At 67.3% G+C, this 25,462-nt stretch carries 27 protein-coding genes; 16 read left to right on the top strand and 11 right to left on the bottom strand.

The genetic code is table 11. The features are described from left to right. Position 1: 1 nt before the first annotated feature. Positions 2-337, bottom strand: coding sequence for a hypothetical protein (locus G7070_RS01745; protein ID WP_166231465.1), 336 nt, complete (start codon positions 335-337; stop codon positions 2-4). 111 nt (positions 338-448) lie between these two features. On the opposite strand from G7070_RS01745, the gene cmtR reads away from it, so the two are divergent. The 4 genes from cmtR to G7070_RS01725 all read left to right on the top strand — a co-directional run bounded on the left by cmtR (position 449) and on the right by G7070_RS01725 (position 3,954). After that, positions 449-808, top strand: coding sequence for a Cd(II)/Pb(II)-sensing metalloregulatory transcriptional regulator CmtR (gene cmtR / locus G7070_RS01740; protein WP_026926287.1), 360 nt, complete (start codon positions 449-451; stop codon positions 806-808). Next, positions 805-2,709: a heavy metal translocating P-type ATPase gene (locus G7070_RS01735; RefSeq protein WP_026926286.1), complete on the top strand. Its 1,905-nt coding sequence runs from the start codon at positions 805-807 to the stop codon at positions 2,707-2,709. Before cmtR ends, G7070_RS01735 begins: the two co-directional genes overlap by 4 nt. Beyond that, positions 2,706-3,275 carry a signal peptidase II gene (locus G7070_RS01730; RefSeq protein ID WP_077684801.1) on the top strand — a complete coding sequence of 190 codons (570 nt, stop codon included), beginning with the start codon at positions 2,706-2,708 and terminating at the stop codon, positions 3,273-3,275. Before G7070_RS01735 ends, G7070_RS01730 begins: the two co-directional genes overlap by 4 nt. A gap of 76 nt (positions 3,276-3,351) precedes the next feature. Then, positions 3,352-3,954 (top strand): cadmium resistance transporter, encoded by a 603-nt coding sequence (locus tag G7070_RS01725; RefSeq protein ID WP_073186143.1) that lies wholly within the window; start codon positions 3,352-3,354, stop codon positions 3,952-3,954. Positions 3,955-4,176: 222 nt separating this feature from the next. Here the strand turns inward: G7070_RS01725 and merA are convergent, their stop codons facing one another. After that, the gene (merA, locus tag G7070_RS01720; protein ID WP_035757281.1) at positions 4,177-5,553 is read right to left on the bottom strand and encodes a mercury(II) reductase; all 1,377 of its coding nucleotides are present in this window, start codon (positions 5,551-5,553) and stop codon (positions 4,177-4,179) included. A 68-nt stretch (positions 5,554-5,621) separates the two neighbouring features. Here merA and G7070_RS01715 point away from each other — a divergent pair, with 68 nt between their 5' ends. Beyond that, entirely contained in the window at positions 5,622-6,041 is a 420-nt protein-coding gene (locus G7070_RS01715) for a heavy metal-responsive transcriptional regulator (protein WP_425325634.1), read from the top strand. Positions 6,042-6,328: 287 nt separating this feature from the next. On the opposite strand, the gene G7070_RS01710 is transcribed toward G7070_RS01715, so the two are convergent. The 8 genes from G7070_RS01710 to G7070_RS01675 form a co-directional block, all read right to left on the bottom strand. Continuing rightward, entirely contained in the window at positions 6,329-8,899 is a 2,571-nt protein-coding gene (locus tag G7070_RS01710; protein WP_026926281.1) for a DEAD/DEAH box helicase family protein, read from the bottom strand. Further along, on the bottom strand, positions 8,896-10,518 hold the full coding sequence (locus G7070_RS01705; protein WP_246227216.1) for an Eco57I restriction-modification methylase domain-containing protein: 1,623 nt from the start codon (positions 10,516-10,518) through the stop codon (positions 8,896-8,898). The genes G7070_RS01710 and G7070_RS01705 overlap by 4 nt, the downstream gene beginning before the upstream one ends. Before the next feature lie 41 nt (positions 10,519-10,559). After that, positions 10,560-11,204, bottom strand: a complete 645-nt coding sequence (locus G7070_RS01700) for an N-6 DNA methylase (protein ID WP_026926279.1) — start codon at positions 11,202-11,204, stop codon at positions 10,560-10,562. Continuing rightward, positions 11,201-11,461: a helix-turn-helix domain-containing protein gene (locus G7070_RS01695; protein WP_035757278.1), complete on the bottom strand. Its 261-nt coding sequence runs from the start codon at positions 11,459-11,461 to the stop codon at positions 11,201-11,203. Before G7070_RS01695 ends, G7070_RS01700 begins: the two co-directional genes overlap by 4 nt. Positions 11,462-11,596: 135 nt before the next feature. Continuing rightward, entirely contained in the window at positions 11,597-12,631 is a 1,035-nt protein-coding gene (locus G7070_RS01690) for an alpha/beta hydrolase (RefSeq protein WP_206079889.1), read from the bottom strand. 98 nt (positions 12,632-12,729) lie between these two features. After that, positions 12,730-13,740 (bottom strand): MAB_1171c family putative transporter, encoded by a 1,011-nt coding sequence (locus tag G7070_RS01685; RefSeq protein ID WP_026926277.1) that lies wholly within the window; start codon positions 13,738-13,740, stop codon positions 12,730-12,732. Next, complete coding sequence (locus G7070_RS01680) at positions 13,737-14,201, bottom strand: hypothetical protein (RefSeq protein WP_013601295.1); 465 nt, start codon at positions 14,199-14,201, stop codon at positions 13,737-13,739. Before G7070_RS01680 ends, G7070_RS01685 begins: the two co-directional genes overlap by 4 nt. 59 nt (positions 14,202-14,260) lie before the next feature. Beyond that, positions 14,261-14,692, bottom strand: a complete 432-nt coding sequence (locus G7070_RS01675; protein ID WP_013601296.1) for a hypothetical protein — start codon at positions 14,690-14,692, stop codon at positions 14,261-14,263. A 310-nt stretch (positions 14,693-15,002) separates the two neighbouring features. On the opposite strand from G7070_RS01675, the gene G7070_RS01670 reads away from it, so the two are divergent. The 9 genes from G7070_RS01670 to G7070_RS01630 all read left to right on the top strand — a co-directional run bounded on the left by G7070_RS01670 (position 15,003) and on the right by G7070_RS01630 (position 22,699). After that, complete coding sequence (locus tag G7070_RS01670; protein ID WP_026926276.1) at positions 15,003-16,082, top strand: ArdC-like ssDNA-binding domain-containing protein; 1,080 nt, start codon at positions 15,003-15,005, stop codon at positions 16,080-16,082. Beyond that, entirely contained in the window at positions 16,082-17,014 is a 933-nt protein-coding gene (locus tag G7070_RS01665; RefSeq protein ID WP_013601298.1) for a bifunctional DNA primase/polymerase, read from the top strand. The genes G7070_RS01670 and G7070_RS01665 overlap by 1 nt, the downstream gene beginning before the upstream one ends. 32 nt (positions 17,015-17,046) lie before the next feature. Continuing rightward, entirely contained in the window at positions 17,047-17,694 is a 648-nt protein-coding gene (locus tag G7070_RS01660) for a DUF2637 domain-containing protein (RefSeq protein ID WP_013601299.1), read from the top strand. Next, positions 17,691-18,095: a hypothetical protein gene (locus tag G7070_RS01655; RefSeq protein ID WP_077684802.1), complete on the top strand. Its 405-nt coding sequence runs from the start codon at positions 17,691-17,693 to the stop codon at positions 18,093-18,095. The genes G7070_RS01660 and G7070_RS01655 overlap by 4 nt, the downstream gene beginning before the upstream one ends. A 93-nt stretch (positions 18,096-18,188) precedes the next feature. Further along, entirely contained in the window at positions 18,189-19,076 is an 888-nt protein-coding gene (locus G7070_RS01650) for a hypothetical protein (RefSeq protein WP_026926274.1), read from the top strand. Next, positions 19,073-20,074 carry a ParB N-terminal domain-containing protein gene (locus tag G7070_RS01645; protein ID WP_166231462.1) on the top strand — a complete coding sequence of 334 codons (1,002 nt, stop codon included), beginning with the start codon at positions 19,073-19,075 and terminating at the stop codon, positions 20,072-20,074. Before G7070_RS01650 ends, G7070_RS01645 begins: the two co-directional genes overlap by 4 nt. 12 nt (positions 20,075-20,086) lie before the next feature. Continuing rightward, entirely contained in the window at positions 20,087-20,803 is a 717-nt protein-coding gene (locus G7070_RS01640; RefSeq protein ID WP_226996989.1) for a hypothetical protein, read from the top strand. Between the two features lie 12 nt (positions 20,804-20,815). Continuing rightward, positions 20,816-22,426 (top strand): M23 family metallopeptidase, encoded by a 1,611-nt coding sequence (locus tag G7070_RS19720; RefSeq protein WP_026926271.1) that lies wholly within the window; start codon positions 20,816-20,818, stop codon positions 22,424-22,426. A 6-nt stretch (positions 22,427-22,432) separates the two neighbouring features. Then, positions 22,433-22,699, top strand: coding sequence for a DUF6112 family protein (locus tag G7070_RS01630; protein WP_026926270.1), 267 nt, complete (start codon positions 22,433-22,435; stop codon positions 22,697-22,699). Positions 22,700-22,713: 14 nt separating this feature from the next. Here G7070_RS01630 and G7070_RS01625 read toward each other — a convergent pair whose 3' ends face one another. After that, positions 22,714-23,580 (bottom strand): TIGR02391 family protein, encoded by an 867-nt coding sequence (locus tag G7070_RS01625; protein WP_026926269.1) that lies wholly within the window; start codon positions 23,578-23,580, stop codon positions 22,714-22,716. A gap of 163 nt (positions 23,581-23,743) precedes the next feature. On the opposite strand from G7070_RS01625, the gene G7070_RS01620 reads away from it, so the two are divergent. Both G7070_RS01620 and G7070_RS01615 read left to right on the top strand, forming a co-directional pair. Next, entirely contained in the window at positions 23,744-24,064 is a 321-nt protein-coding gene (locus G7070_RS01620; protein ID WP_026926268.1) for a DUF6112 family protein, read from the top strand. Between the two features lie 34 nt (positions 24,065-24,098). Further along, positions 24,099-25,460: a hypothetical protein gene (locus G7070_RS01615; RefSeq protein WP_026926267.1), complete on the top strand. Its 1,362-nt coding sequence runs from the start codon at positions 24,099-24,101 to the stop codon at positions 25,458-25,460. The last annotated feature ends 2 nt before the right edge of the window (positions 25,461-25,462 follow it).

Raw genomic sequence — 25,462 nt, 5'->3', positions numbered from 1 at the left:
GCTACGAGAGAGCGGCGTCCTCCGGTGCTCCCGGTGTCGTTCCCAGAGCGGCGAGCAGGCGGACCCGGACTCGCTGCTTGCGCTGCTCGAAGAACGAGGTGAAGTCGGCCAAGTCGAGCGGAAGGCCGTCGAGGTCGTCCTCGGCAAGGTACGTAGCTCGCTTGTTCTCGCTCGGGAAGGCGGTGTCCATCCACTCCGCAGGCAGTCCATCCTGCTTCTCGATGTTGGCGGCCCCACTCAGCAACTGAAGGTTCGGCAGCAGGCATGCGGCGGCCAAGTAGTCGTCGATCTTAATCGAGCGGGACGCCGGCACGGAGGAACGGGACATATTCTCCACGACGGATCTTCGAGCACTTCGCCACGCTCGCTGGTAGGGAGCTGTCAACTGACTCGCCGCTCGTGAGGACACCTGGCGCCGACTGTACGTCGTACAGTGTATAGTCATCGTATGCTGACTATTTCCGATCGACTCGACGTGATGAACCGGCTCGGCCGAGCTATGGCCGACCCGACCCGCTCCCGCATTCTGCTGACCCTGCTGGCCGGGCCGAGCTACCCGGCGGTGCTGTCCCGCGAGCTGGGGTTGTCGCGCTCGAACGTGTCGAACCATCTGACATGCCTGCGCGGGTGCGGGATCGTGGTGGCCGAGCCCGAGGGCCGACAGACCCGCTACGAGGTGGCAGACCCGCACCTGGCCCGCGCGCTGACGGCGCTGGTGGATGTCACGCTCGCGGTTGACGAGAGCGTGCCGTGCATGGACCCGGACTGCGGGGTCGAGGGTTGCCAGGCGGGGGAGGTGCGGGCGTGAGCGCGGTCACGGGTTCGCAGGTCGAGCATGTCGACCTCGACGACCACGATGATGACGATGACCGGCCGTGGTATCGGAGCCCGAGCGTTCTGATCCCGATCGCCTCCGGCGTCGCGTTCGCCGCCGGCCTGGTGTGCGAGTGGACCGGCGCGGAGACCGCGGGCCTGGTGCTGTTCTGGATCGGCCTGCTGCTGGGCGCGTACACGTTCGTGCCGGGCGCGCTGCGCAAGCTGTTCACCAAGGGCAAGTTCGGCATCGGGCTGCTGATGACGATCAGCGCGACCGGCGCGGTGATCCTCGGCTACGTCGAGGAGGCCGCCGCGCTGGCATTCCTGTACTCCATCGCGGAGGCGCTGGAGGACAAGGCGATGGACCGCGCCCGCGCAGGGTTGCGGGCGCTGTTGAAGCTCGTGCCCGAAACCGCACTCGTCAAGCGCGGCGACGCCACCGCCGAGGTCGAGGCGAAGGAGCTGCGCGTCGGGGATGTCCTGGTGGTCCGGCCGGGCGAACGGATCGCCACCGACGGCACCGTGCGGGCCGGGCGGAGCAGCCTGGACACGTCCGCGATCACGGGTGAATCGATCCCGGTCGAGGTCGAACCGGGCACCGACGTCTCGGCCGGGTCGATCAACACCACCGGCGTGCTCGAGGTCGAGGCCACCGCCGCCGGCACCGACAACTCGCTCACCACCATCGTGGAGCTGGTCGAGCAGGCGCAGGCCGAGAAGGGCGACCGTGCCCGCCTGGCCGACCGGATCGCCCGCCCGCTGGTGCCCGGCGTGATGATCCTCGCCGTGCTGGTCGGCGTGCTTGGGTCGCTGTTGAGCGGCGACCCTGAGCTGTGGATCACCCGCGCTCTGGTGGTGCTGGTCGCAGCCTCGCCGTGCGCGCTGGCGATCGCCGTCCCGGTCACCGTTGTTTCCGCGATCGGCGCGGCGTCGAAGTTCGGTGTGGTCGTGAAGTCCGGGGCCGCGTTCGAGCGGTTCGGCGGCATCCGCCACGTCGCCGTCGACAAGACCGGCACGCTGACCCGCAACGAGCCCACGGTGACCCGCGTCGTCACCACCGGCGCGACCGAGAATGAGGTGCTGGCGTGGGCGGCGAGCCTGGAAGGTCACAGCACGCACCCGCTGGCCGCCGCGATCACGAAGGCCGTCCCCGACGCCCCGACCGCGCACGACGTCACCGAGACCGCCGGGCGCGGCATCACCGGCACGCTCGGTAGTGCCCGTCTCGCCGTCGGTAGCCCCCGCTGGCTGGACGCCGGCACGCTGGCCGACCAGGTGCAGGTGATGGAATCCGAGGGGATGACCGTCGTCATCGTCCACCGCGGCGACCGGCCGGCTGGCGCGATCGGGGTGCGTGACGAACTGCGCCCAGAGGTTCCCGAGGTCATCGCCACGCTGAACCGCCGCGGGATCGGGGTGACGATGCTCACCGGCGACAACGCCCGCACCGCCGCAGCGCTGGCCGGCCAGGCCGGCATCATGGACGTGCGCGCCGAGCTGCGCCCCGAGGACAAGGCCACCGCCGTCGCGGAGTTGTCGAAGTCTCAGCCCACTGCCATGATCGGGGACGGCATCAACGACGCTCCCGCGCTGGCGGCCGCGGATGTGGGGATCGCGATGGGAGCCAAGGGCGCCGATGCTGCGATCGAGTCGGCCGACGTCGCGTTCACCGGCCACGACCTGCGCCTCATCCCACAGGCCCTCGCCCACGCCCGCCGCGGCCGCAACATAATCAACCAGAACGTCGTGTTGTCGATCGCGATCATCGTGGTGCTGCTGCCGCTGGCGATTACCGGAGTCCTCGGGCTCGCCGCGGTCGTGCTTGTACACGAGGTCGCTGAAGTCGTCGTCATCCTCAACGGGCTCCGCGCGGCGCGGCGCACGAAGGCATGACCGATCCCCTTGACGGCTCCGCTCCCTCCCCGGGAAAAGCGGATGCCGTGGAAGCGAGTTCTGCCGGCCCGGCGGCGGCGCGCGTCCGGCTCCGCTGGTTCCTGCTCGCGTGCGCCGTCGCCGCTGGCGCGGTGCTGATCGATCAAGGCAGCAAGGCACTCGCCCTCGCTCAGCTCAGCGAGGATGACCGTATTCCGCTCTTGGGAGACTGGCTCGGCTTGCAGCTCGCGTTCAACCCCGGCACCGTGATGTCCCTCGGAGCCGGCGCAACCTGGCTGCTCACCGTCATCGCCGCGGCGGCCTCTGTCGCTCTACTCGTCGCCGCAACCCGCGCCCGCACCGTCGGGTGGGCGGTCGCGATCGGCCTGGTGTGGGGAGGCGCGGTCGGCAACCTGCTGGACCGGCTGTTCGCCCCTCCCGAGTTTGGCCGCGGTCACGTCACCGACTTCCTCGCCTACGGCAACCTGTTCATCGGCAACCTTGCCGACGTCATCCTCGGTTTCGGCGTCGCCCTGGGCGTCCTGCTTTACCTCCGAGGCCCACACCACACCAGGAACGGACAATGATGGTCGCAGAGTATCAACGGCACGCGGCTGCCGGAACCGCTGGGTCGCCAGGCGGCTGTAACGCGGCGGTGGGCGCATGATCCTGTCCTCCGTCCTGCAGGCGATCGGCCTATTCATCGCCACGAACATCGATGACATCATCGTGCTCTCACTGTTCTTCGCCCGAGGCGTGGGCCAGCGCGGGACCACCGCCCGAATCCTGGTCGGACAGTACCTCGGGTTCGCTGGCATCCTGGGCGCTTCCGTGCTGGTGACGCTCGGGGCGGGAGCGTTCCTGCCGCCAGAGGTCATCCCCTACTTCGGACTCATTCCGCTGGGGTTGGGACTTTGGGCTGCGTGGCAAGCCTGGCGCAACCGCGGTGCCGACGATGACGATGAGGCAAAGGTCGAGGGCAAGAAGGTTGGGGTGTGGACGGTGGCCGGGGTGACCTTCGCCAACGGCGGGGACAACATCGGCGTCTACGTCCCGGTCTTCCTCAGCGTGGGCCCAGCGGCCGTGGTGGCGTACTGCATCGTGTTCCTCGCCCTGGTCGCCGCCCTCGTCGGCCTGGGCAAGTTCGTCGCCACCCGCCGACCGATCGCCGAACTCCTGGAACGCTGGGAACACATCCTGTTCCCGATCGTGCTCATCGGCCTGGGCATCTTCATCCTCGTCAGTGGTGGTGCCTTCGGCCTCTGAACTCGTAGCCGACTGCGTAGATGGCAGCGTGCTGTGGTTGCTACCTGGCGGCTGAGTGTCCCGGTGCGCTGCGCGTGTGAGCGGCCCAGACGACGTGCTCGGCGCCGCTGCCTCAACTGAGCCCACGCTGACCGCGTAGGCGTCGATCACGCGGTCGGTGCCGGTGTTGAAGGCGTCGCGGATATCACTTGGATCACCACATCGCTGGGCCCGGCTCTTGTGTCAGGCGCAGCAGGAGGTGGGGAGTTCGTTGCGGAAGAGGTTCGCGGTGAGGCGGATGCCTTCGGCCATGGTGAGGTAGGGGGCCCAGGTGTCGGCGAGTTGGGTGACGGTGAATCCGGCGGTGATGGCGTAGGTTGCGGCGAGCATCATCTCCCCAGCGGTGTCGGCGAGGGCGTGGATACCGAGGACTTTGCCGGTGTCGGCGTCGGCGACGACCTTGATGCCGCCGCGTGTGTCGTGGTTGGCGATGGCCCTGGGCACGTCGGAAAGTCGTAGGAATCGGCAGGCGCACCGGTATCCGGCGGCGATGGCGCTGGCTTCGGTGATCCCGGCGGAGGCCAGTTGGGGTGAGGTGAACAGCACAGACGGCAACCCGGTGTAGTCGACTCGCTCGTCGTGACCCAGGGCGTTGTGCGCGGCGATCTTCCCAGTCCTCGCGGCGACGTACACGTACTGGGGCACGTCAGTGACGTCACCGGCGGCGAACACAGCCGGGTTCGTGGTCCGCTGCTGCTCGTCTACGATGACGAAGCCGCGCTCGTCGGTCGCGATACCCGCAGCAGGAAGGTTGAGCCCTTCGGTGCGCGGGGTGCGACCGGTGGCAACGAGGACACGTTCACCGGTCGCGTCCTTCCCGTTGCGGGTCGTCACCTGGACCAGGCCCTCGTGCTGGGTGATCGTGGCTGCGCGGTCGCCGATGACGCTGATCCCCTCGGCCAGGAAGGCCTTGCGGAGCTCGGATGACAGTTCCGGTTCGGCGTGCGGGGCGAGCCGACCGATGACGGTGACCTCTACTCCGAGCCGGGCGAACAGCTGCGCCTGTTCCAGGCCGACGAAGCCACCGCCGATCACCACGAGCGACGCGGGCAGTTCCGTCAGTTCCATCGCTGTGGTCGACGTGAGGTAATCAACCTGCTCAAGCCCAGGGATTGCCGGCACGTGCGGCTCGGCGCCGGTGGCGACGAGATACGACTTCGCGCGCACCGGTCGTCCATCCACGAGCAGGGTTCCAGCGTCTGTGAACGTTGCAGTGCCCGGGAGGATGTCAAACCCGTAGGCAGCGGCGATGTCGGCGTACTTGGTCTGGCGGAGCATCCCAACCAGATCATCCTTCTGCTCGATGAGCGCGCTGAGATCGACCATCCCAGCAGAGCTGGGGACGCCTGAGAACCGGTTCGTGAGGGCGGAGTGCCGGGTGTGCGCGGCCGCGAGAAGCGTCTTGGACGGCACACAACCCACGTTCACGCAGGTACCGCCGAGGGTTCCCGATTCGATGGCGACCACGCTGGCCCCCTCGAGGCGCGCGTGGATCGCTGCGGACATCGCCGCCCCGCCCGTCCCGATCACCACGAGATCAACCTCCGTGTGCCATGTCACGATGCCTCCTCCAGTTCGAACCGGCCACTCGTGCGGCCACTCCTGAAAGAATGGACCTTAAAGTATGCTTGAAGGTCAAGTCGGTGGCCGAGGTGACGATGCGGATCGGGGAACTCGCGGGGAAGGCGAAGACGAGGGCGTCCACGCTGCGGTACTACGAGGAGCGCGGGCTGCTCCAACCGCCGGAGCGCACCCCGGCTGGGTACCGCAACTACGGCGACGAGGCGGTGCAGCGGCTCGAATTCATCGACCGGGCCCGCGCAGCAGGGCTCACTCTCGCGCAAACCGCCGAGATCCTCGAAGTACGTGACGCGGGCGGGTCGCCGTGCGGTCATGTTCGAGACCTTCTCGACCGGCGACTGGTCGAGATCGACGAGCAGCTCGAGCAGCTCCGCCTGCTCCGTACCAGCGTCGCCGACCTACGCGCGAACGCAGCACAGACGCCGCCGGAGGTCTGCACACCCGAGTCGATCTGCCGGTACCTCTGACCAATCGGCTGAAGGGTCTTGCTGCCCGGAGGGAACCGTTGTCTTGTCCGCGTAAGGTTGTCGCGCTCGCGGTAGTTCGTCAGGAACTCGTAGAACGTGTACGACTGCGCGGTCGGGCTTGAAGTTCCAGAGCAGGAAGGAGCCGACGGGGTATCCGTGCCTCAGACAAATTCACGATGGATAGCTGGCATCAGATACTCGCGCTTGCGGATGGCGGTGAGCATCTCCTCGATGCTGCACGGGGTCTAGAAGTACATGCGGCTCTCTCGATTCGGGCTGACGGGTGGTCAGACTGCGGTCTCGTCGTTGACGGCGACGACGGTGTCGTAGAGGCCGTAGCGGCGCAGGCCCTTGTGGGACTCGATGCCGGTGTAGGACAAGGAGGAGTCCTCGTAGCGGCGGAAGGCGAAGACGGCCTGGTTCATATGGGTGGCGTTAAAGACGCCGAGATTCACGAGGAGGTGGAAGTCCTCGACGGTCAGTCCGGTGACGGTGCGGAACAAGCCGGGTTCGAGCTTGGTGATGACGTCGGTAAGAGTGTTCTCACGGAAGTCGGTCAGGTACATGAACGCAGGGACGCGGGTGGCGAACTTGACCAGCTTCTCCTGAATCTGCGTCCGCTTGGACTTGTACTCCTTCTCCTCCTCCGTCAACTCCTTCTTCTCCGCCGGAGTAATGTCGTCGCCCTTCTCCTTCTTCGCCTTCTTCACGGCGTCGCTCTTGTTCACGACGGTCTCGAAAATGTCGCTGCCGAGCGCGCGGAAGCCTTCGATGTTCATGACGGCGTTGAGGGCGTCGGGGTTGTTCATGATCTTGCGCAGGGTGTCGTTGTCGACGTTGACGAGGATTGCGGACTCCCACTTGCGGGCCAGGAGGGTCGCGGAGGTGCCCGACATGGCGATGTCGAGGATGCCGCCGGCATCGACCTGGGTCATATTCGACCCGTCGTACGCCAACACGGGCAGGAACTTCACGAGCTCCTCGACGGCTTGCTCAGGGTTCGGCGTCTCCGGCGAGAGACCGGCGCCGTAGTCGGCGATCTGACGCAGCGCGCGAGTGGGCGCGAAGTCGAACACGAAGCACACAGGCTTGAGGACTGCTTCGGCGCTCGGGTTGTCTCCGTCGGGATTCTTGATCGACCACGGTGACTGTACGCGGAACGCTGCCTGAAAGTAGGTCTCGGGTGAGTTGAGGTTGCGCAACATCAGGATCGAGGACCACTGCTTGACGGTGACGCCCGTGGTGAGCTTGCCGCACGACAGGGTGATCGTCTTGGTGTCGTGGCCGTCGCCGATCGCCGCCCGCACTGGCGGGAGAGCATCCAGCCCGATGCCCGCGCCGGGACCCGCGACGACGAGGACCTTGTAGTCGTGCCAGAACACGTTCTGCTTCTCCGCGAGCAGGTTCGACATTGCCTCGCAGGCAGCAACGTTGGGCAGGAACCAGAACGAGTGCTGAAGGTACGGCAGGAGTCGGACATCGGAGTACGGGAATGGCGGGCGGGTGCCCATCCGCATCGCGTCGACCTGGGTGGGAAGGTGAGCGCCGCGGACGAGATCGAGCCACTTCTGCACGTCGGTCTTGTGGGTGAACTCGGCGTCCTTACCGATGCCCTTTGCCTCGAAGAACTCGTTGAGGTCGAACTCGTCGAACTCTCCCTGATTCGCAACGGCAATCAACTCGTCAGGCATCTGGTACGTGAACAGACGCATCTCCGGGAGCGACCCGTACGGGTTCCAGGCGTCCGGTTGCGCGACGGCGTACTCGGCCTTGGCGCGCTGCTCATCGGTGTAGGTCCAGTTGAAGATTTGCTCCTCGATGAACTCACCGGTTGCCAGCGCCTTGAATGGCGTGCCCGACAGGTACAGGTAGGCGCGGGTGGTGATCGGCAGGAAGTCGTCCTCGTCGTTGCCGAGTTCGTCAAGCTCCTCGTCGAAGGCCACGAGGCCGTCGTTGTACTCCGCGGCCAGTTCCTTCTGCTTGACTTTCTCGTCCTCGCCCTCGAACAGCTCCTTGGCGGACTCTCGCCACGCACCGAAGTGGTATTCATCGAAGATGACGAGGTCCCAGTTGGTGGTGTGGACCCACTCGTTCTTCGCCTTGATGAGGCCGGTCTTCCGATCTCGCCCGAGCAGGTCCTGGAACGATCCGAAGTAGACCAGTGGCCGAGTCTTGTCCGCCTCATCTGGGCTGCCCCCGGTGGCCGAGGAGAGGTACTGCCAGCCGTCGAAGTCGGCGTGAGACTCCAGGTCGGTCTGCCAGGCGTCCTCCACTGCGGGCTTGAAGGTGACCACGAGGATGCGTTTGGCGCCGAGCCGCTTCGCGAGTTGGTAGGAGGCGAAGGTCTTCCCGAAGCGCATCTTGGCGTTCCACAGGAACCGTGGCACCGCGTGAGAGTCCTCGGCCCAGATGGACTTGTAGTAGCCCTCGGCCTTGTCCACGGCGCTGGCTTGCTCCGGGCGCATCGGAAACTTCTCATGATGGGTTCCACTGAGCTTCACGCCTGTGCGAAGCTCAGTGATCGCCGTGCGCACATCGTCTGGGGTGCACCACATCCACTCTCGCGCTGAGCCGAAGATCGGGTTCTCGAAGCCCTTGTCGATCAGCCGTTGGCGCACATCTGAGTCGCGAAACACCGTCCCGTCGCCTCGTTCGGCGAGCTCATCAACGTGCAGCGTGTATGCCTGCTGCATCTGCCCCTGAGACTCGCGGATGCGCGCGTTCACATCCGCCTTCGTCGTCTGGCCCACCTTGAGAAGCCCCGCGTAGCCGACTGGTGGATCGTTCGGCGACCATGCGTAGATTCGCAGTCGCGCCTCGGGCTTCTTGGGGAGGAGTTCGTCAATCTCCCGCTTCACTCGTCCGCCTCCATCGGGCGAACGATCCGCTCGACGAAGTCGATCTCGTCTTCCGAGAGTCCGTACTTCTCGTAAAGATCATGATCGTTCCAGTCTCGCGTCCAATCCTGGGTCGGAACGAAGGCATAGACCTTCCGCGTGGTGTCTTGCGAGGGCTTGTGAAGGAGGATGAGAAAGCGCGTCAGACGGCAGCGGAGGTACGACAGCGCGCTCTCCGCCTCTCCTCGTGTATCGAAGGTTCCGATGCAGAGGTACGTCTCGGAGGAGATGCTCCCGCTCTCGCCAAGGAAGGGAGTGCTGATGATCCGATGGGGATAGGTGTCCTTATTTCCCGTGCCGGGCGCGGCGCGGCCAACGTAAACCTTCCAGCCATCGATGAGGTGAGCGCCCGAAGGGATCGATGCTCGGTCCACATACCCAGTCCCACCGTTCTGGTAGATGAGCACGTCGCCAGGCGCCTTTGACGCTCTGCCCTTGAACGTGGTCTCAAATCCAAAGGGCTTACGGGAGCTGACCAGCCTTTCGAAGCGCTTGCTCTCCGGCAGTGCCAGCGAGTGCTCCTGCCCGGTCTCGACGGCAATCACCTTGCGCAAGATTGACAGAGCCTCGTTGAACCGGATGAAGACATCCGCGCCTGGTTCGAGCAAAGAGCGAGTGGCCGTGGTCGTCGGCCAATCCTTGAAGTGGGTGGTGACCTCGCAGAGTCCGGGGTGGTCGCGATCCCAGAGGAAGTAGCACACCCCGCCCTTTAGTCCGACGCCTGGGAACACGTCCGAAGCGCTCAGGTAATCGTTGATTGCCCGCACGCGGCTGTCGGTCAGCATTGACTCCCTGAACTCATCGAGGCCTTTTCCTCCCGCAAACCAACGCGAGGGAACGATCATGGACAAGAAACGCGGGTCGAGTTTCTTGGCCTGCTCTACGAAGAGTTGATAGATCGGGGCGGCGCTGGTCCCATGACCGCCGTCGCTGAGCTGGTAGGGCGGGTTGCCGATGATGACGTCGAACTGCATGGTGTCTCCGAACAGCTCCGCGATGCGGGCTTTGATGTCGTCGGTGTGGATGAAGGCGTAGGCGTGAGTCTCAAGGTCGTCACCACGGGCGTAGTCATCCTCGCCTGCGCCGCAGTAGATGCACTTGCGGTTGGTATAGACGGCGACTTCCTCGCTGGTCAGTGGATCAGCACGGAACTCCCGCTTCCCGCCGCCCCAGGTGTGCTCGGTGCGCTCGAACCAGATGTTGCCGTCCTCGGTCGTGAATGACCTAGCGATCGAGTGCGGGCCGTTGGCGAACTTCGAGCAGTAGACGCTCCGGCGCGCGAGCAGCGCCGTGAGCTGGGTGATCCCGATGCCGAACACTTGGTGGGTGAGGATGTGATCGACGCGTTCGGTGAGGTCGGGGATCGTCAGGATCAGGCCGTCGGTGAGTCGGCGCACGATCTCGCGGAGGAACACACCAGACTTGGTGAACGGATCGAGGAACGTGACATCGGGGTTGGCCCAGATGTCGGCGCCGTCGTTGGCGTCTGCCCACGCGGCGGCAAGCGTGTCGAGCATCTGGTTCGCGAACTCCGGCGGGGTGAAGACCTCATCGTTGGAGAGGTTCGCGATGCAGGTCAAGACATCCGGGTTGTGCCCTCGGAGAGTCAAAGGTGCAAGGGTCACGCGGCGGCCTCGGCGATCTGAATGACGGTCATCGTCGGGTAAGTCTGCGCGGGGACGAACAGGTCCTCGTCATCGAGCTCGCCGAATAGGGTTCCCTCGTACGAGGCGCGCTGAGTGAGGTCGTCGTAGCGAAAGTCGCGCCTCTGGAACTTGCCTTTGCCGAGGTAGCCCCACTCAGGAAAGGTGATCGGCTGGCCGCTTGGCACGGTCATGGTCAAGGCATCGCCCTGGACGATGTTCACGGTGAGAACCGCGCGGGCCGCTCGTGCCCACTGGTCATCGTTGCCGATACCCAAGAACGTGTTGAACACCTCGGCGAGATTGTGACGGCACTCTTCGGCGTTGTCTGCGAGAAGTTCGATACCGTAGGTGCACATGAGCGCGAACAATGCGTAGTGGCGCTTCTCGAACTCGCTCTTGCCGTGCCGAAGCTCGACCGTGGCGAGCTTGCGAGCCAGGACGGGGATGAGGAAGTTGCCCGAGCCGCAGGCGGGTTCGAGTACGCGGGAGTCGATCCGCTCAGACTCGTGCTTAACGAGGTCGAGCATGTCCTCGACCATCCACGCCGGCGTGAACACCTCGCCGTGGTCCGCAACGCGTTGCTTGGACTTCACCAAGCGCTGGGCGTCTTTCAGGTTCATCTTCCCCCCTCCCGGTGCTCGTCGTTGTCATGAGCGTAGGAGCGTCCACCGACACCGGGATGGGCTACGTGGAGCTCTTGGTCACTGGCCGCCGCACCCGCGCGCACCCAGTCGTCTATCTCGCTGGCTTGGAACTTCCAGAGGCGTCCGACCTTGTGGGCGGGCATGGCCTTCTCGGCGATCCAGGTGTAGACGGTGTCTTTGGTGACCCCGAGGTGGGCGGCGATGTCGTCTGCGGACAGCCACGGCTCAGCCACGTTGGTCCTCCCTCGCTCAATGGCCCAGGCAGGCCAACACCCACGATGATACCGGCTGAGGTACGGCTTGAGTTGGGTTTCTCCGGGCGTGGCCGAACGAGACGGGTTTCGAGAGTGGCCGCTGCGTTCTGCCGATCAGCGTGGGATGCGCACCTTGAGCCAGGCGGTCACCGTGTTCCGCCAGCGGTCCAGATCGCTGTTCCAGCAGAGGGTGTGGCCGGCATCGAAGGTCTCAAGCTCAACGAGGTCCGGGCGAGCGTCTCGGAGTGCTTGTGAGAGCCGGATCGGCACGGAGTCGTCTCGGGTGCCGTGGAGGATCAGGGTCGGCGTGTTGAGCTCTACGGCTCGGGATGTCCAGTCGAAGGTGGGAAGTGGGATGCGTCCTGGCAGGCCGACTGTGCGTGCCAGTGGGTCGAGGGTGAGCCACGGGATCGCGAGGTGCCCGGCTGCTGCAGGCCATCCGCTGCGGGCGCAGTTGGACTTGATGACTTCGGTCCAGTTGAGGACTGGGGAGTCGAGTACGAGCGCGGCGATCAGTCCCGGATGTCGCGGGTGGTCGGCGAGCTGGAGAGCGACAGCGGCACCCATCGACCAGCCGAAGATCACGACCTGTTCGGCTCCTCGTCGGACGGCGTACCCGATGGCCTCGTCAACGTCGCTCGTCTCTGCGTAGCCGAAGGTCGTCCGGCCGGTGCCAACTCGCGGCCCTTCTGCTGTGTTGCGGTAGCTGACGACGAGGGAGGTGTAGCCGAGTTCGGTTGCGGCGAGGACGCCGCGGAGGGTGCCGGCGCGGGTGCTGCCGAGGCCGTGGATGTGGATGGCCCAGGTCGCGAGGTCGCCGTCGATGCGCCAGGCCGGGCATGGTCCTGCGGGGGTCGTGATGGTGATGTCGCGTGTGTGGAGTCCGGCGTCGGCTGGGGTGGCGTAGTAGATGCCGCTCCAGGAGGCGCAATCGCCGGTCTTCGGAGTGAAACCCGATGTGGTGCCCGTGATCCTGCGAGCGACGCGGGTGGGTCCTCGATCGACGCTATCTGTGGCGAGCTGCGCCCAGCCGCCGTGCTCGAACCAGAGATTGTAGATGCCTGGCGCGGCGGCCTGGTCGGTGCGGTCGAGCACGATCAGGTCGCCGTCGTCGGTGTACTCGACGCCTCGAACGGTGAGGTCGAACATTCGTGGGCCGACGGGTGCGGTGAGCCGCCGCGCGATGGCCCACCCGACCCCGGCAACCGCTGCCGCCGCGGCCCCAGCGCCGAGAGCGATGCGGCCTATCACGACTCCCGCTCCTCGACGTAGGGAACGGGCGAGGTCGTCGCGAGGGCACTGTCGCTTCCGACGAGGTGGCTCTCGGCGCGTTCGAGCAGGTCGCGGTCGTCGGTGCTGATGTCGAAGGTGATGCGAGGGTCGATCATCGCGTCGCGGATTTCGACGATCACTCGGTGGAGGTGCCCTTCGGGGTCTTCGCTACTGGCGGCGAGGGGGTCGGCCTGGCTCAGCCCGGGCCGTGCGCGCGTCGCCTGGTGCCAAAGCGACTCCAGCTGCGCTGTGAGGGCGACGGTCTGCCTCTGCCGGGCGCGGTGCTGAGCGCGACGGACGGCAGGCTGGATCGCGAACCCGGCACAGAGGAACACGAAGGTCAGGACGGAGAGCGGATCGTAGGCGGACTGGATAGTGTGCATGAGGTCGAGGTGGCCCGTGGCGTGGGCAACGTCCATGACGATCACGGCGAGGCAGAGCGCGACGCCGAACGCCGACCCCAGGCTCAACAGTGCCGCGGGGAGGTGCTGGATGCCGGTGTTGTGCCGGTACTGCCTTATGGCGAGGACGAGCATCGCCACGACAATGACGAGGCAGTAGGTGAAGTTGATGATCGAGTAGACCGCCGCCGCTGGCTGTGCGCCGAGGTCGATCATAAATCGTGTGGTAGTGGTGCCGCGGTCGATGAGCAGGAACGATGCGGTGATCGCGAGCAGCGCGACGAGCAGGACGGGGATGCTGACGGCGGCTCGGACGAGCCTGGGCCGGTACTCGCCGGTCTTCATGACGCCGCGGCCGAGGAAGAACAGCCCGGTCATCAGGAGCGCGTCCGCGATCAGGGTGGCGAGGTTGGTGCCACCGAGCAGTCGATCGACGGCGCTGTAGGCGGCATCCACGTTGAGCGTCATCGCGATGGCGATGGTGAGGGCGGCGTAGGTGATGCTTCGGTCGGTGCGTTTGCGTCGGAAGATGAGCAGGCTCGCCACGAGCGCCCACATGAGCGTTGCGACGAGCGTCTGGATCATCCGAATATCTCCGAGTATCTGGACTCTGCGAACACCGACCCTCGGATGCCGGCGGCGAGCCGGTCGGCGAGGGACTCGGCGGCGATCTCGGTTTCGCTGTCGAGGTCTTGCCGCCTGAGCAGGCGACCTCTGGTGTACGGCGGGATGTTGGGCAGCAGTACCTCCCCGACTGCACAGCCGTCGCCTTCGCCGTGGCCAAGGATCATGTGGGCGAGCTCGTGGAGCACGAACTGCTGGCGATGCAGCGCGGAGTCGCTGCGGGCGTGAAGCACGACGTCTTCGGCATCGGTGGAGAGCCAGAGCGCGCAGAGGCCGTCGTGGGTGTCGAGGTCTGCGAGTTCGACGACGCGGAGCCTACGGTGCCGCCGGTCTTGGACGGTGTGGAGGAGATCGTCAAGGGCGAAGGTATTGCCGAGCTCAAGGCCCGCGACGGCCGCCGATACGGTCTGTTCGATCTTCACGGTTCGCCCCTTCTCTGTAGGGAGCAGGGACCGGTGGCGGCTCCATCGTGCGGTACCGGTCAGTGCTCGGGCATGTGTGTCATTTCCTCGTCCAGGAACTTGGTGATGGCGTGGAGTGCTTTCGGCGAGATATCGCCGAGGGTGCGGGCAGCGTAGGACTTCACCTTCGCGGCACGCATGGACCGAACCAGGTCGAGCTGCGCAGAGACCTTCTCGGGAGTGGCAGCACCGTCCTCGCCGAGCAGGAACGCGGCGTCCACGTCGAAGAACTCCGCGAGCCCTTCGAAGACGGCGGGGTCTTGGACGTAGCGGTGGCCGTTGACCATGTACGTCCAGCGCGACCGCGACAGGTTGGTGCCTCGTTCTTGGAGGTAGCCGGCGATCTGCGAGTAGGTCGGCTCCGTGCCGGACTCGGCGACGGCGACATCCATCAGGAGCCGCAGACGTTTGGCGAGGTCTTCGGCCGCAGCCTGGCTCTCGTCTTCGGTCATGACGGTGACCCCCTTCCCTTCGCAACGGGCAAGGCATCGATGTAGTCCACCCAGAAGGTGGTTGTGCATGCTCAACCGTACTCGTTGAGCATGCACAAATCAAGGCTTGCGCATGCTCAACGGTCAGTGTTAGAACAGGACTCCGGGGCATTTTGAGCATGCTCAATGTTGCGTCCCGGTCTCGGCTCGGGCTGCCTCAAGGAGGTGAACGATGTCCAGCTCACGGTCTGGGCGCGGGTGTTCGCGCCTACCTGCCAGGTGTACCGCCGCGCGCAGCCGCGTCGCGGCCCGCCGAAGAGGAGGCCGGAGCATGGCATCGAACGAGGACGCCCGCGCGGCGCGAGAGGCGAAGCTCGACGAGCTGCACGAGAAGCTGACCGGCGCGGTCGAGTCGCTGGTCTCGGGTGACGACTGGCGCCAGGCGCTCGCCTTCGCGGCGCGGTTCCGGTCGCGGTCGTTCAACAACACGATGCTGATCTGGGTGCAGCACGAAGCCGCGTTCGAGGCAGGCCGCGTGCCCGAACCCTTCCCCACCCTGGTTGCCGGGTACCGGCAGTGGCAGGGGCTCGGTCGGCAGGTGATGAAGGGCCAGCCGGGCTACATGATCTTCGCGCCCGTGACGGGCCGGTTCGCCACCGCGACCCCTGCCGATGCGGGCTCGTGGCGGCGGCTCGGGCCGAGGGAGACGCCGAAGGCCGGCGAGGTGGTGCGCTCGCGGATGGTCGGAGCCCGGCCGGCCTACGTGTGGGATGCCTCCCAGACCGACGGAGAACCATTGCCAGTTCCGCCCGCTCCGACGCTGCTGGAAGGCGAAGCACCCTCGGGGCTGTGGGACGGGCTGGCCGGGCAGATTCGCGGCGCGGGGTTCGAGGTGCTGCGGGTGCCACACGAGGGGATGATCTCCGGCGCGAACGGCATGACCGACTATGAGGAGCGCACGGTAGCGGTGCGGGAGAACATGGACCCTGCTGCGCAGGTCAAGACGCTCGCGCACGAGCTGGCGCACGTGCTGATGCACGATCCCGACGACGAGGAAGCACGTCAGCATCGCGGCATCCGCGAGGTCGAAGCCGAGTCCGTCGCGCTGATGATCGGTGCCGCGCACGGCATGGACACCACCGGGTACACGATCCCGTACGTCTCGACCTGGGCCGCCCGCGTGGACGGCCAAGAGCCCGTCCAGGTGGTGCAGTCCACCGGCGAGCGGGTGCGGAAGACCGCGCTGGCGATCCTCGACCAGCTCGACACGCTCCAGGTCGGCGACGGCACCCCGCCCGGACTCGAACGCGACGCTCCCAGTCCGCGCACCTCCCGTACGGCTGCGAACTCGGTGGAGACCGATCGTCCGCGTGCTGCGTCGGCGCCAGCGCTGGCAGGGCGGAGGCTGTGATGCCCGAAGCATTCGATGTCCTGGCGGCGCTCATTCGCGTGGATCGTTCACCGAGCCTGGGGCTCGCGGCGCGGAGCCTCGCGGCGGCTGGCGTGCCCGTGTTTCCGTGCGTCGTCGAGGGGAAGCGTCCGCTGACCCGCCGTGGGTTCCTCGATGCGAGCAGCGACCCGGAACAGGTTGCCGCGTGGTGGTCGCGCACACCGAACGCGAACATCGGCATCCCGACCGGCGCTCCATCCGGCGTTGTCGTCGTCGATGTCGATGTCCACGGCCCCCACGACGGCCGCGCGGCGTTCCAGCGCGCCACCGACGCGGGGCTCGTCGATGGCGCGGGTCTGCTCGTGCGCACACCCACCGGAGGCGCGCACGTGTACTTCCCGGCGACCCCGGGCCGCGAGCAGCGGTCGTGGCAGGCAGCCACCGCGGGCGTCGACTTCCGGGGCGACGGCGGCTACATCATCGCTCCTCCCTCCCGGCGAATCATCGACGGCAGTGTGTGCCGCTACGAGGTCGCGGACATCGCCGCGCACTCGGTCGGTCATGTGGACGCGGCCCGTCTGCGGGACTTCCTCGACCCGCGCCCCGTCGCTCCACTACGCGCCAGCAGCGGCTCGATGGATGAGGATGCTGAGCGGTTGGCGACGTGGGTCGCTGGGCGGGGTGAGGGCGAGCGGAACCGAGGCCTGTTCTGGGCTGCCTGCCGCCTCGCAGAGAACGGCGTCTCGCCCGCCGAGGCGCTCGATGCGCTGGGTGCTGCGGCACAGTCGGCGGGTCTGGGTGATCGCGAGATCACCACGACCGTGCGCTCCGCCTACCGAGCCACCCAGCCCGCATCCGAAGTGACGCCCGGCGGCCGGAGCCAGAGCGCGGGTCGGTGGTTCGGTCGCTCGGCGAGCCCACCGTCCGCAGCCTTGGGGAGGGCTGGGCTGTGAGGCGTGAATCGGGAGGGCGGCGCTGGGCCGCGATGACGGCGGTCGCGGGGACGGTGTTCATCGCCGCCGGGGCGTTCTGGCTGTCGTTCACGTCGTTGGCCGATCTGGCTGCTCGCTCCGGGATCGGGGCTGGGCAGGCGTGGGCGTGGCCGCTGATCGTGGACGGCATCATCGTCGTCGCCACGGTTGCCGTCGTCGCGCTCGCCGGGCAGCGCTCGGCCTGGTATCCGTGGGCGCTGCTGGTAGGCGGCGCGCTCGTGTCGGTGACGGCGAACGCCATTCATGCTGTCGTCGCCGCGGACGCCGACGTGCCAAGGATGCTCGCGGCCTCGGTCGCCGCGGTGCCGCCCGTCGTGCTGCTGGCCATCACGCACCTGACCGTGATTCTCACCCGCACCACCGACCCCCATGCGGAACCCGCCACTGCCGACTCGTTCTCGACGAACACCGCGGATTCGATGCCTGCGCTGCCGCCTGGCGAGATGGAGGCCAACCGTCGCGATGAGGGTGTGGCGGATCGGCGGGCGCTGGGGTGGGAGCTGCGCGAGGCGGGCTGGTCGAACAAGCGGATCGCCCGCGAACTCGGGGTGCATCCCTCGACCGTGGGCCGCTGGTTCGCCGTCGCGCACCTCACTGACACCACTGACACCGCCGACGAGCGGGAGGAGACGATCCCATGAACACCACTGAGAACCCCCAGCGCAACGATTCCGCGAGGCCCGATCCCGCACGGCTGGTGCCCGAGGAGCCGCGGGAGCGCCCCGAGTCGGTCGAAGTGATGAGTACGCCGGAGGCGGTGCGGGCCGCGCCGGTCGCCCGCGACGACAAGCGGCACGCGCTCGTTCGTGGGCGAGGCGTGGAGTGGGTGCGCCCCACTGACTTGATCGCCCGGCACTCGGCGCACGCGGCCGGGCGGGGTCTCGACTTCCAGGCCGAGCTGGCACGCCGCACCCGCACCCCGCTCGGTGCAGGTGTTCGTCGTCTCGGGGATCGCGCCCGGCGGTTGCCGCCGATCTCGGCGTTCGGGTGCAGCACCGCACCTGCCTCGCAGGTGTCCCGCTCCGGGGTCTCGATGAGTTGACGGTGGTGACAGGTCATGGCTGCGACGGCATCGGCATGCAGGACGCGCTCGTGGGAGCGAGTGCGCACCTGCCTGCCAGGAGGTGCCGACACCATGACCAGACCAACCAGCACCAGCACCGAGCAGACGGCCGACGGGGCTGAGGACTTCACCACCGGCGAGGGCCTGCGTGCCCTGCTCAATCGCCTCGCCGAGGGCGGCGAGGATGCCTGGGTTCACGACCCGGTGGCCCGCGACCTGATGGAGTTCGCCGCCGACAAGTACCGCGCTCTCGCGAGGAAACACAGGCTCGACACCTGGGAAGCGGTGACGGCGGCGTTCGACGCGATGCAGTACCGCTCGACCCGCGAGGCCAACGATCCGTGGGCGATCATCACCCACGCCGTGCGGATCACCTGCGTCTACGAGGAACGCGCCCAAGGCCTGCTCTGCTCGGTGCACCAGGCTCGTCGCGCGCACGTTTCGGCGTTCCACGATCCTGAACGGTTCTCCGAACGCGACACCGCGCTGGCCGACTATCATCCCGCGTTCCACACCACCGACCTGCGTCCCAGCGACCTCGAACCGGAACCGCGCGACAGTCTCGGGTCAGCGCAAGCGTGCATGTCCGCTGGATCGGCGGCCGAGGACGCCATCGCGATGCTGTGCCTGCTCGACTGGCCCGCCGACACCGCACGGGCCGCGGTCGAGCACGTCTGCGGGGCGTTGACGAAAGCCGGCACCCGCCAGTCCGCCTACGAGACGCTGCGCCGCGACCGGCACGCGCGGGCACTGCTCGACCTCCCGCGCCGCTCCTGGGCCGCACTGCTGAAGGCGCTGCTCGGGAACCCGCACCCGGCCTACGTCGCCACCAGCAGCGGTCGCGGCATCCTGCTCCGGCTGCTGCTGGGCGAAACGCTCGACCTACTGCTCCGCGACGACGATCTGATCCTCGCGCTCGCTCTGGCCGCTCCGAGTGGTGGAGGCGGTGAGTCGTCGTGACCGAGCCACAGATCGGCAGCATCCAGCTCGACCGCACCGTCGAGTCGATCCTCGTCGGCACCCGGCACCGCGCCGACCTCGGCGACATCGACGCCCTCGCGGCATCCATCGGGCGCGACGGATTGCTGCAACCACTCACCATCACGATCGACGGCGTACTGGTGTGCGGGGCACGACGCCTGGCCGCGATCAAGAAGCTCGGCTGGCGCACCGTCAACGTGTGGGTGCGCAGCGGCCTGTCCGGCCGGCTCGGGCAGCTCCTCGCCGAGCAGGACGACAACATGCTCCACAAGCCCTACACCCAGCTCGAAGCCGCCGGCCTCTACCGCGAGATCAAGCAGGTCATGGCCGAAGACGCCGCCCGTCGCAAGAGCGCGACCCAGTTCAGCAGCGAGAACCAGCCAGGAAACGACGGTGGTGCAAAATTTGCACCACCGTCGAGCGGGCCGCTTGGGAAGGCCCGGGAGCAGGCGGCGGCGATGATTCCGGGTGGCGCGTCGCACACGACGCTGGAGAAGATCGGCTACCTCGAAGACATCGCTGGCAACCCTGCTCTGCCAGAGACTCTGCGCGCCGAGGCCGCCGCCGGGTTGGGTCGGATCGAGGCCGGTGACGCGGTGCATCCGATCTATCAAGCGATCCGCGATGCCGACACCGCTGCGCGGGAGCGGCGCGAGGCAGAGATGCACGCTCGCGCCGAAGCAGCCGTGGCCCAGGCGAAGTCGATCAAGAAGGGCAAGCGCACCCCACCCAAGCCGTTGCCGCTCGTCACCGGCGACGGCCAACCCGTCCGCTACCCGCTTCGCGCGTTCGTGCAGACCTGGGGCGAGCTCACCAACTGGTGGACCCACTACGACGCCGACACACTCGCCGCCGAGTTAACCGACGAGCAGTTCGAGAACTTCCTCACCACCACCGACGGCACCGTCCGGTTCGCCGACGCCCTCCGTGCCGCACGCGAAGACGCGGTGGAGCGGCCACGACTCCGCGCGCTCTGACCGCTGGCATGGGTGTCGGATGTGCACCTGCTCGGCATGAGCCCTGCACCCACCGATCCCCGGAACCGCCGCCGACTCGTCGCCCTCATCGCCGCCGGCATCGTCCTGCTGCTCCTCGCCAGTGTCGGCGTCTACGGACTCCTCACCGGCCCCCGCACCAGCACCAGCACCGATCCCGGCCCGGAGCCTGGCCCGACCACGACGGCACCGCCGACCGTGGCACCGAGCACGCCCCGGACACCACGGGTTCCAGCGGTTCCGCGTTCGGTAGACCCCGAGACCTTCGCTCGCGGCGTCGCGTCCACGCTGTTCGCGTGGGACACCGCCTCGGGGCTGTGGCCGCTGGACTACAGCCCGACGATCCTCGCGGTCGGTGACCCCAGCGGGGACGAACAGGCGGGGCTGGCCTCCGACGTAGCCGTCTACCTGCCGACCCGAGACGCCTGGATCGAGCTGCGGCAATACGCCACCCGCCAACACCTCACCATCGAGGCCGCGTACGTCCCCGACGGCTGGGCCGACGCGGCAGCGCAGGCCCAGCCGGGGCAGCTCGCGGCAGGAACGACGGCCGTCACGATCGAGGGCACCCGCTACCGTGCCGGGGTCTGGAACGGGCAACCGGTCACCAGCGAGCATCCGGTCGCGTTCACCGTGTTCGTCGTCTGCGCCCCGACCTACCCGACCTGTCATCTGCTGCGGCTCTCGCAGCTCGACAACCCGCTGCGCTGAAGGGCTGGCGTCGTGTTCCGCAAAGCCACCATCGCAGCGCTGGCACTGCTGTTCTTCGCCCCCGCCGCCACGCTCCTCGGGATCGGGGTGCTGATGAACCCCGCCGCTGCGTACTGCGCCACACCTGCCGGGAGCGTGAACCTCGGACCGATCCCGGACGCGCTCACCGTGACCACCGCGAACGACGAGACCTTCACGCTGAATCGTCAGCAGCTCACGCACGCGGCCACGATCATCACGGTCGGCAACGGCATCACCAACGTGGGCAGGCCGGGAATCAAGATCGCGCTGATGGCCGCGCTCACCGAGTCCACGCTGCGGATGCTCACCAACACCGGCACCTACCCCGACTCGGCGAACTACCCGAACGACGGCAACGGCGGCGACCACGACTCCCTCGGCCTGTTCCAGATGCGCCCCCAATCCGGGTGGGGCACCGTCGCCGAGTTGATGGACCCGAACTATCAGGCGCAGGCGTTCTTCGGCGGGCCGACCGGCCCGAACTACCCCTCGCCGCGCGGGCTGCTCGACATCCCCGGCTGGCAACAGATGGACCCTGGCGAAGCCGCCCAAGCCGTCGAGGTCTCCGCCTTCCCCGACGGCTACCGCAACTACGCGCCCGTCGCCGACAGCATCCTCGCCGCCCTCACCACAGGCGGCGGTGCCGCTAGCGGCGCGGGCGGCCCGGCGGTCTTGTCGTCGCGGGTGGTGTTCCCGCTGCCCGAGGGCACCTGGGTGCTGACCTCGCCGTTCGGGATGCGAGTGCACCCGATCACGGGCGAACGGAAGATGCACACCGGCACCGACTTCGCCGCGCCCGACGGCACGCCGATCCTCGCCGCCGCGGATGGCACCGTGACCGTCGCGGAGTTCTCCGGTGGGTACGGCGGCCTCATCGTCATCGAGCACACCATCGACGGCCAGACCGTCGCCACGGCCTACGCGCACATGTGGCAGAGCGGCATCCACGTCCGTCCCGGTGACCGCGTGAACGCAGGGCAGCACATCGGCGATGTCGGCTCCTCGGGCATGAGCACCGGCGCACATCTGCACTTCGAGGTCCGGCCCGGCGGCACGAACGGGGAAGCCATCGACGCCGCCGCCTGGCTCAATGAGCACGGGGCTGCGAACCTGCCGACAGCGACCAGCGGATCACCCGCCGCCTGCAACAACACCACTGCGGGCACGCCGACCGGCGTCGATGGAGACCCCGACCGGCTCGTCGACGATCCCACCAGCTCGGGCAAGATCACCGCCCGCATGCTCCACCTCTACCAGCAGACCCTCGCAGCGTTCCCCGACACCGGCTGGGGCTGCTACTCACCACGCCCCGGCACCAAGTCCGAGCATCCCCTCGGCAGGGCTTGCGACATCACCTTCGGCAACCGCATCGGCCAGCGACCCACCCCGGCACAACTCGACGCCGGCTGGAAGGTCACCAACTGGATGAAGGACAACGCCGACGTGCTCGGCGTCGAGTACCTGATCTGGCAAGGCCAAATCTGGTCCGTCGCCCGCGACGCCGAGGGCTGGCGGCCATACAACGGCGGAGGCATGCACGACCCCGCCTCCATCACCGGCGGCCACTACGACCACCTCCACCTCACCGTCAAGGCAGGGTGACCTGCAATGGGTGTCTTCCCCGACTTCGACGGACTCGGCGGCATCGGCGACCTCCGCGCCGTGGTCGGCGCGCTCCTGACGTTCGTCCTGATCGTGGCCGTCCTCATGCTCATCGTCTCCGCGATCGTCTGGGCGATCGCGACGGCCCACGGAAACTACGCGACCGCCAGCAAAGGCCGCATCGGTGTCCTCGTCTCCGTCGGCGCGGCCGTCCTCGCCGGAGGCGGCGTGGCCTGGATGAACTGGCTACTCACAGTCGGTTCAAGTTTGTAGCTGCGGCTTCGCGGTCATCGGTCTGATTCCTCCGCGTCGGCGCTCGCTGTCTCGCACTGGTCGAGCAGGCGCGCGAGGTAACTGTATGCCGCGAGGCGCTCCATCGCTTCCTGCTCGGACAGTTCGGTGCGCGTGTGCGTCGTCACGTTGCGGACCGTGAGGTTCAGACCAGTGGCCAGCGCGTTGAGGGCCTTAGCGAGCGGTTCAAGACCGCCGCGCATGCTCTTCACCGTCTTGTCATCCGACCCTCCCGGCCAGGTGAGCTTCGGCTTGCCCGGTTCAGGAGCGCCCGACGATAACGTCTGCTGCCAGAAGACCGTGTCATCGACATCGTTCCGGCCGAGACGTTCCTTCCAGTGGACCGTGAGGCCTTCGGCTGCTTCACGAACTGCAACTCGGTACTGATGCGTCGTCCAATGGGCGGAAGCACCAGCCCAGACCACGGGGTGAAACTGTGCGGGAGCGAAGGTCGGAAGGTCAGAGTCGGTACGTGACTCGGCGTCGACGATCATCGCGTCGAGCCTGCCCTTGACGTTGGCGGTCGTAGTCCGAATATCCCGAGGCGCGATGGGGGCCTTGGGCGCAGACATAAATGACCAGTTAGAGATCGGGTCGATCGCTCCGAGACCAGCGATCCCAATGTAGGCACCGGTCACTGACACAGCGCTCGCCGCCAGGCCAGCAGCCTCCGCGACACCGAGTTCGAGCCGTTGAACCTCGCTCTGGTCCTGGCCTTCCTTTGTCCACACAGTAGGAAAGAGGCCGCGCGCCGACATGTGATCCGACTCAACCTGAGTGCTCATCCAGGCGTCGAACGCTTCCTCGAACTTCTCAACAGCGGCACGCAACCGCTGGAGGTAATCCACCCCGTACTGACTCATGTTCCTTGCACCTCTCGTCCGGCGGTCCCGTGCGGGCGAGCGACGCACAGATACTCCAAGGCTACGGGCGGCCACCGACAGGGACGGCGACGAGCGCGCACCTGTCGCGTGTACCCCGTCTGCGAGTTCGTGGGCGGGCCGCCCGTCGCCAAGGAGACCTACCGTGTTCGATCTGCTCGCCAACGTCATGTCCGCGCCGCTGCTGGTGCCAATGGACATCAACATCGACCCCAACACCAACGGCCTGCCGGGGATCAACCAACTGCGCACCATCGTCGGCGCGGTGATGACCATCGGCCTCATCCTGTCCGTGCTCGCGCTGATCGTGTCCGCGATCGTGTGGGGCTTCGGCGCGAACTCCTCCAACCCACACCTCGCCTCGCGCGGGAAGATCGGCGTCCTCGTCTCCTGCGGCGCTGCGGTGATCTGCGGCTCGAGCGTGACGCTCATCAACTTCTTCTGGAACGTCGGCCAGTCCGTCTGACCCGCCCCATCGTCGTCGAGAGCTGGTGTTCGTGATGGGCGTGTGCGACGTTCCCGTGATCTCCTCGGTGTGCGATGCCGTCGGCGAAGGAGCCGCGTCGTTGGTCGCGGCCCCGTTCGACTGGCTCGCGCAGGCGATGGGTGCCGCCGCCGGGTGGCTGTTCGAGGCGGTCTGGTCGGTCTTCGACACCACGACGCTGGTGGATGTCACCAAGCCCGGCTACATCGCCGTCTACAACCTGCTGTTCGGCATCGCCGTCTTCGTGATGCTGATCTTCTTCTGCCTCCAACTCATCACCGGGCTGATCCGCCGCGACCCCACCGCCCTGACCCGCGCCGCGCTCGGCCTGGCGAAGTCCGTCCTCGGATCGTTTGTCGTCATCACGCTCACGGCACTGCTGCTGGAAGTCGTCGATCAACTGTGCATCGGGATCGTGCAAGCCGCCGGAGAGACCACCGAGTCGATGGGCGACAAGATCGCCCTCCTCGCCGCAGGGCTGGTCGGCATCAACATCGCCGCTCCCGGTGTCGGCGCCATCATCACGATCTTCATGGCTGGCCTCGCGATCACCGCCGCCGCGATCGTGTGGCTGTCCCTCCTCGTCCGGAAAGCGCTCCTGCTGGTGGCGGTCGTGTTCGCGCCGCTCGCGTTCAGCGGTGCCTCGTGGGACGCCTCGCGGGGGTGGATCGGGAAGTGGGCGATGTTCGTCGTCGCGCTGATCTGCTCCAAGCTCGTGCTCGTCGTGATGTTCCTCGTCGCGATCACCCAGGTCTCCGCACCGATCGACGCCGACCTCGCCTCGGTCAGCGATCCCATCGCGGGGATCGTGCTGATGGCGATGGCCGCGTTCGCCCCGTATCTCACGTACAAGTTCATCGCGTTCGTCGGGTTCGACATGTACCACGCGATCGGCTCCGAGCAGGACGCCAAGAGCGCACTCAACCGCCCGATCCCCGTCCCGACCAAGCCGCAAGGAGGCGGCGATCGGAAGAAGGTGCTCGACGGGAGCAGCAGTGGCGGCGGGAACGCGGGCGGAGGCTCCGGTGGAGGAAGTAGCACACCGCCACCGCCGAAGACCCCGGCACCGGCACCCGCCGCGGGTGGTGGAGGTGCCGCCGCAGGCGGGGGCGGCGCGGCCGCGGCCGGCCCCGTGGCCGCAGGGGTGGTGGTCGGGGCGAGTGTCGCCAAGGGTGCCGCGACCGCCGGGCCGAAGGCCGGAACGGCGCTGGGAACCCAGGGCGAGCACGCCGCCGACGCAGCCGCGCAGACAACGCCACCGCCCGCCGCCTCACCTGCGGCACCGCCGTCAATCTCGGCACCACGACCGCCGAGCACCGACCCGTCACCGCCGCCGAAGCAGCCCCCGCCGCCCGCGCCACGCCCACCAAAGGAGTAGAT

This window comes from Propioniciclava coleopterorum (assembly GCF_011393335.1).
GTDB classification, from domain to species: domain Bacteria; phylum Actinomycetota; class Actinomycetes; order Propionibacteriales; family Propionibacteriaceae; genus Propioniciclava; species Propioniciclava coleopterorum.
The sequence above is the reverse complement of the archived record's forward strand: the minus strand, read 5'-3'. Positions and strand labels throughout refer to the sequence as shown.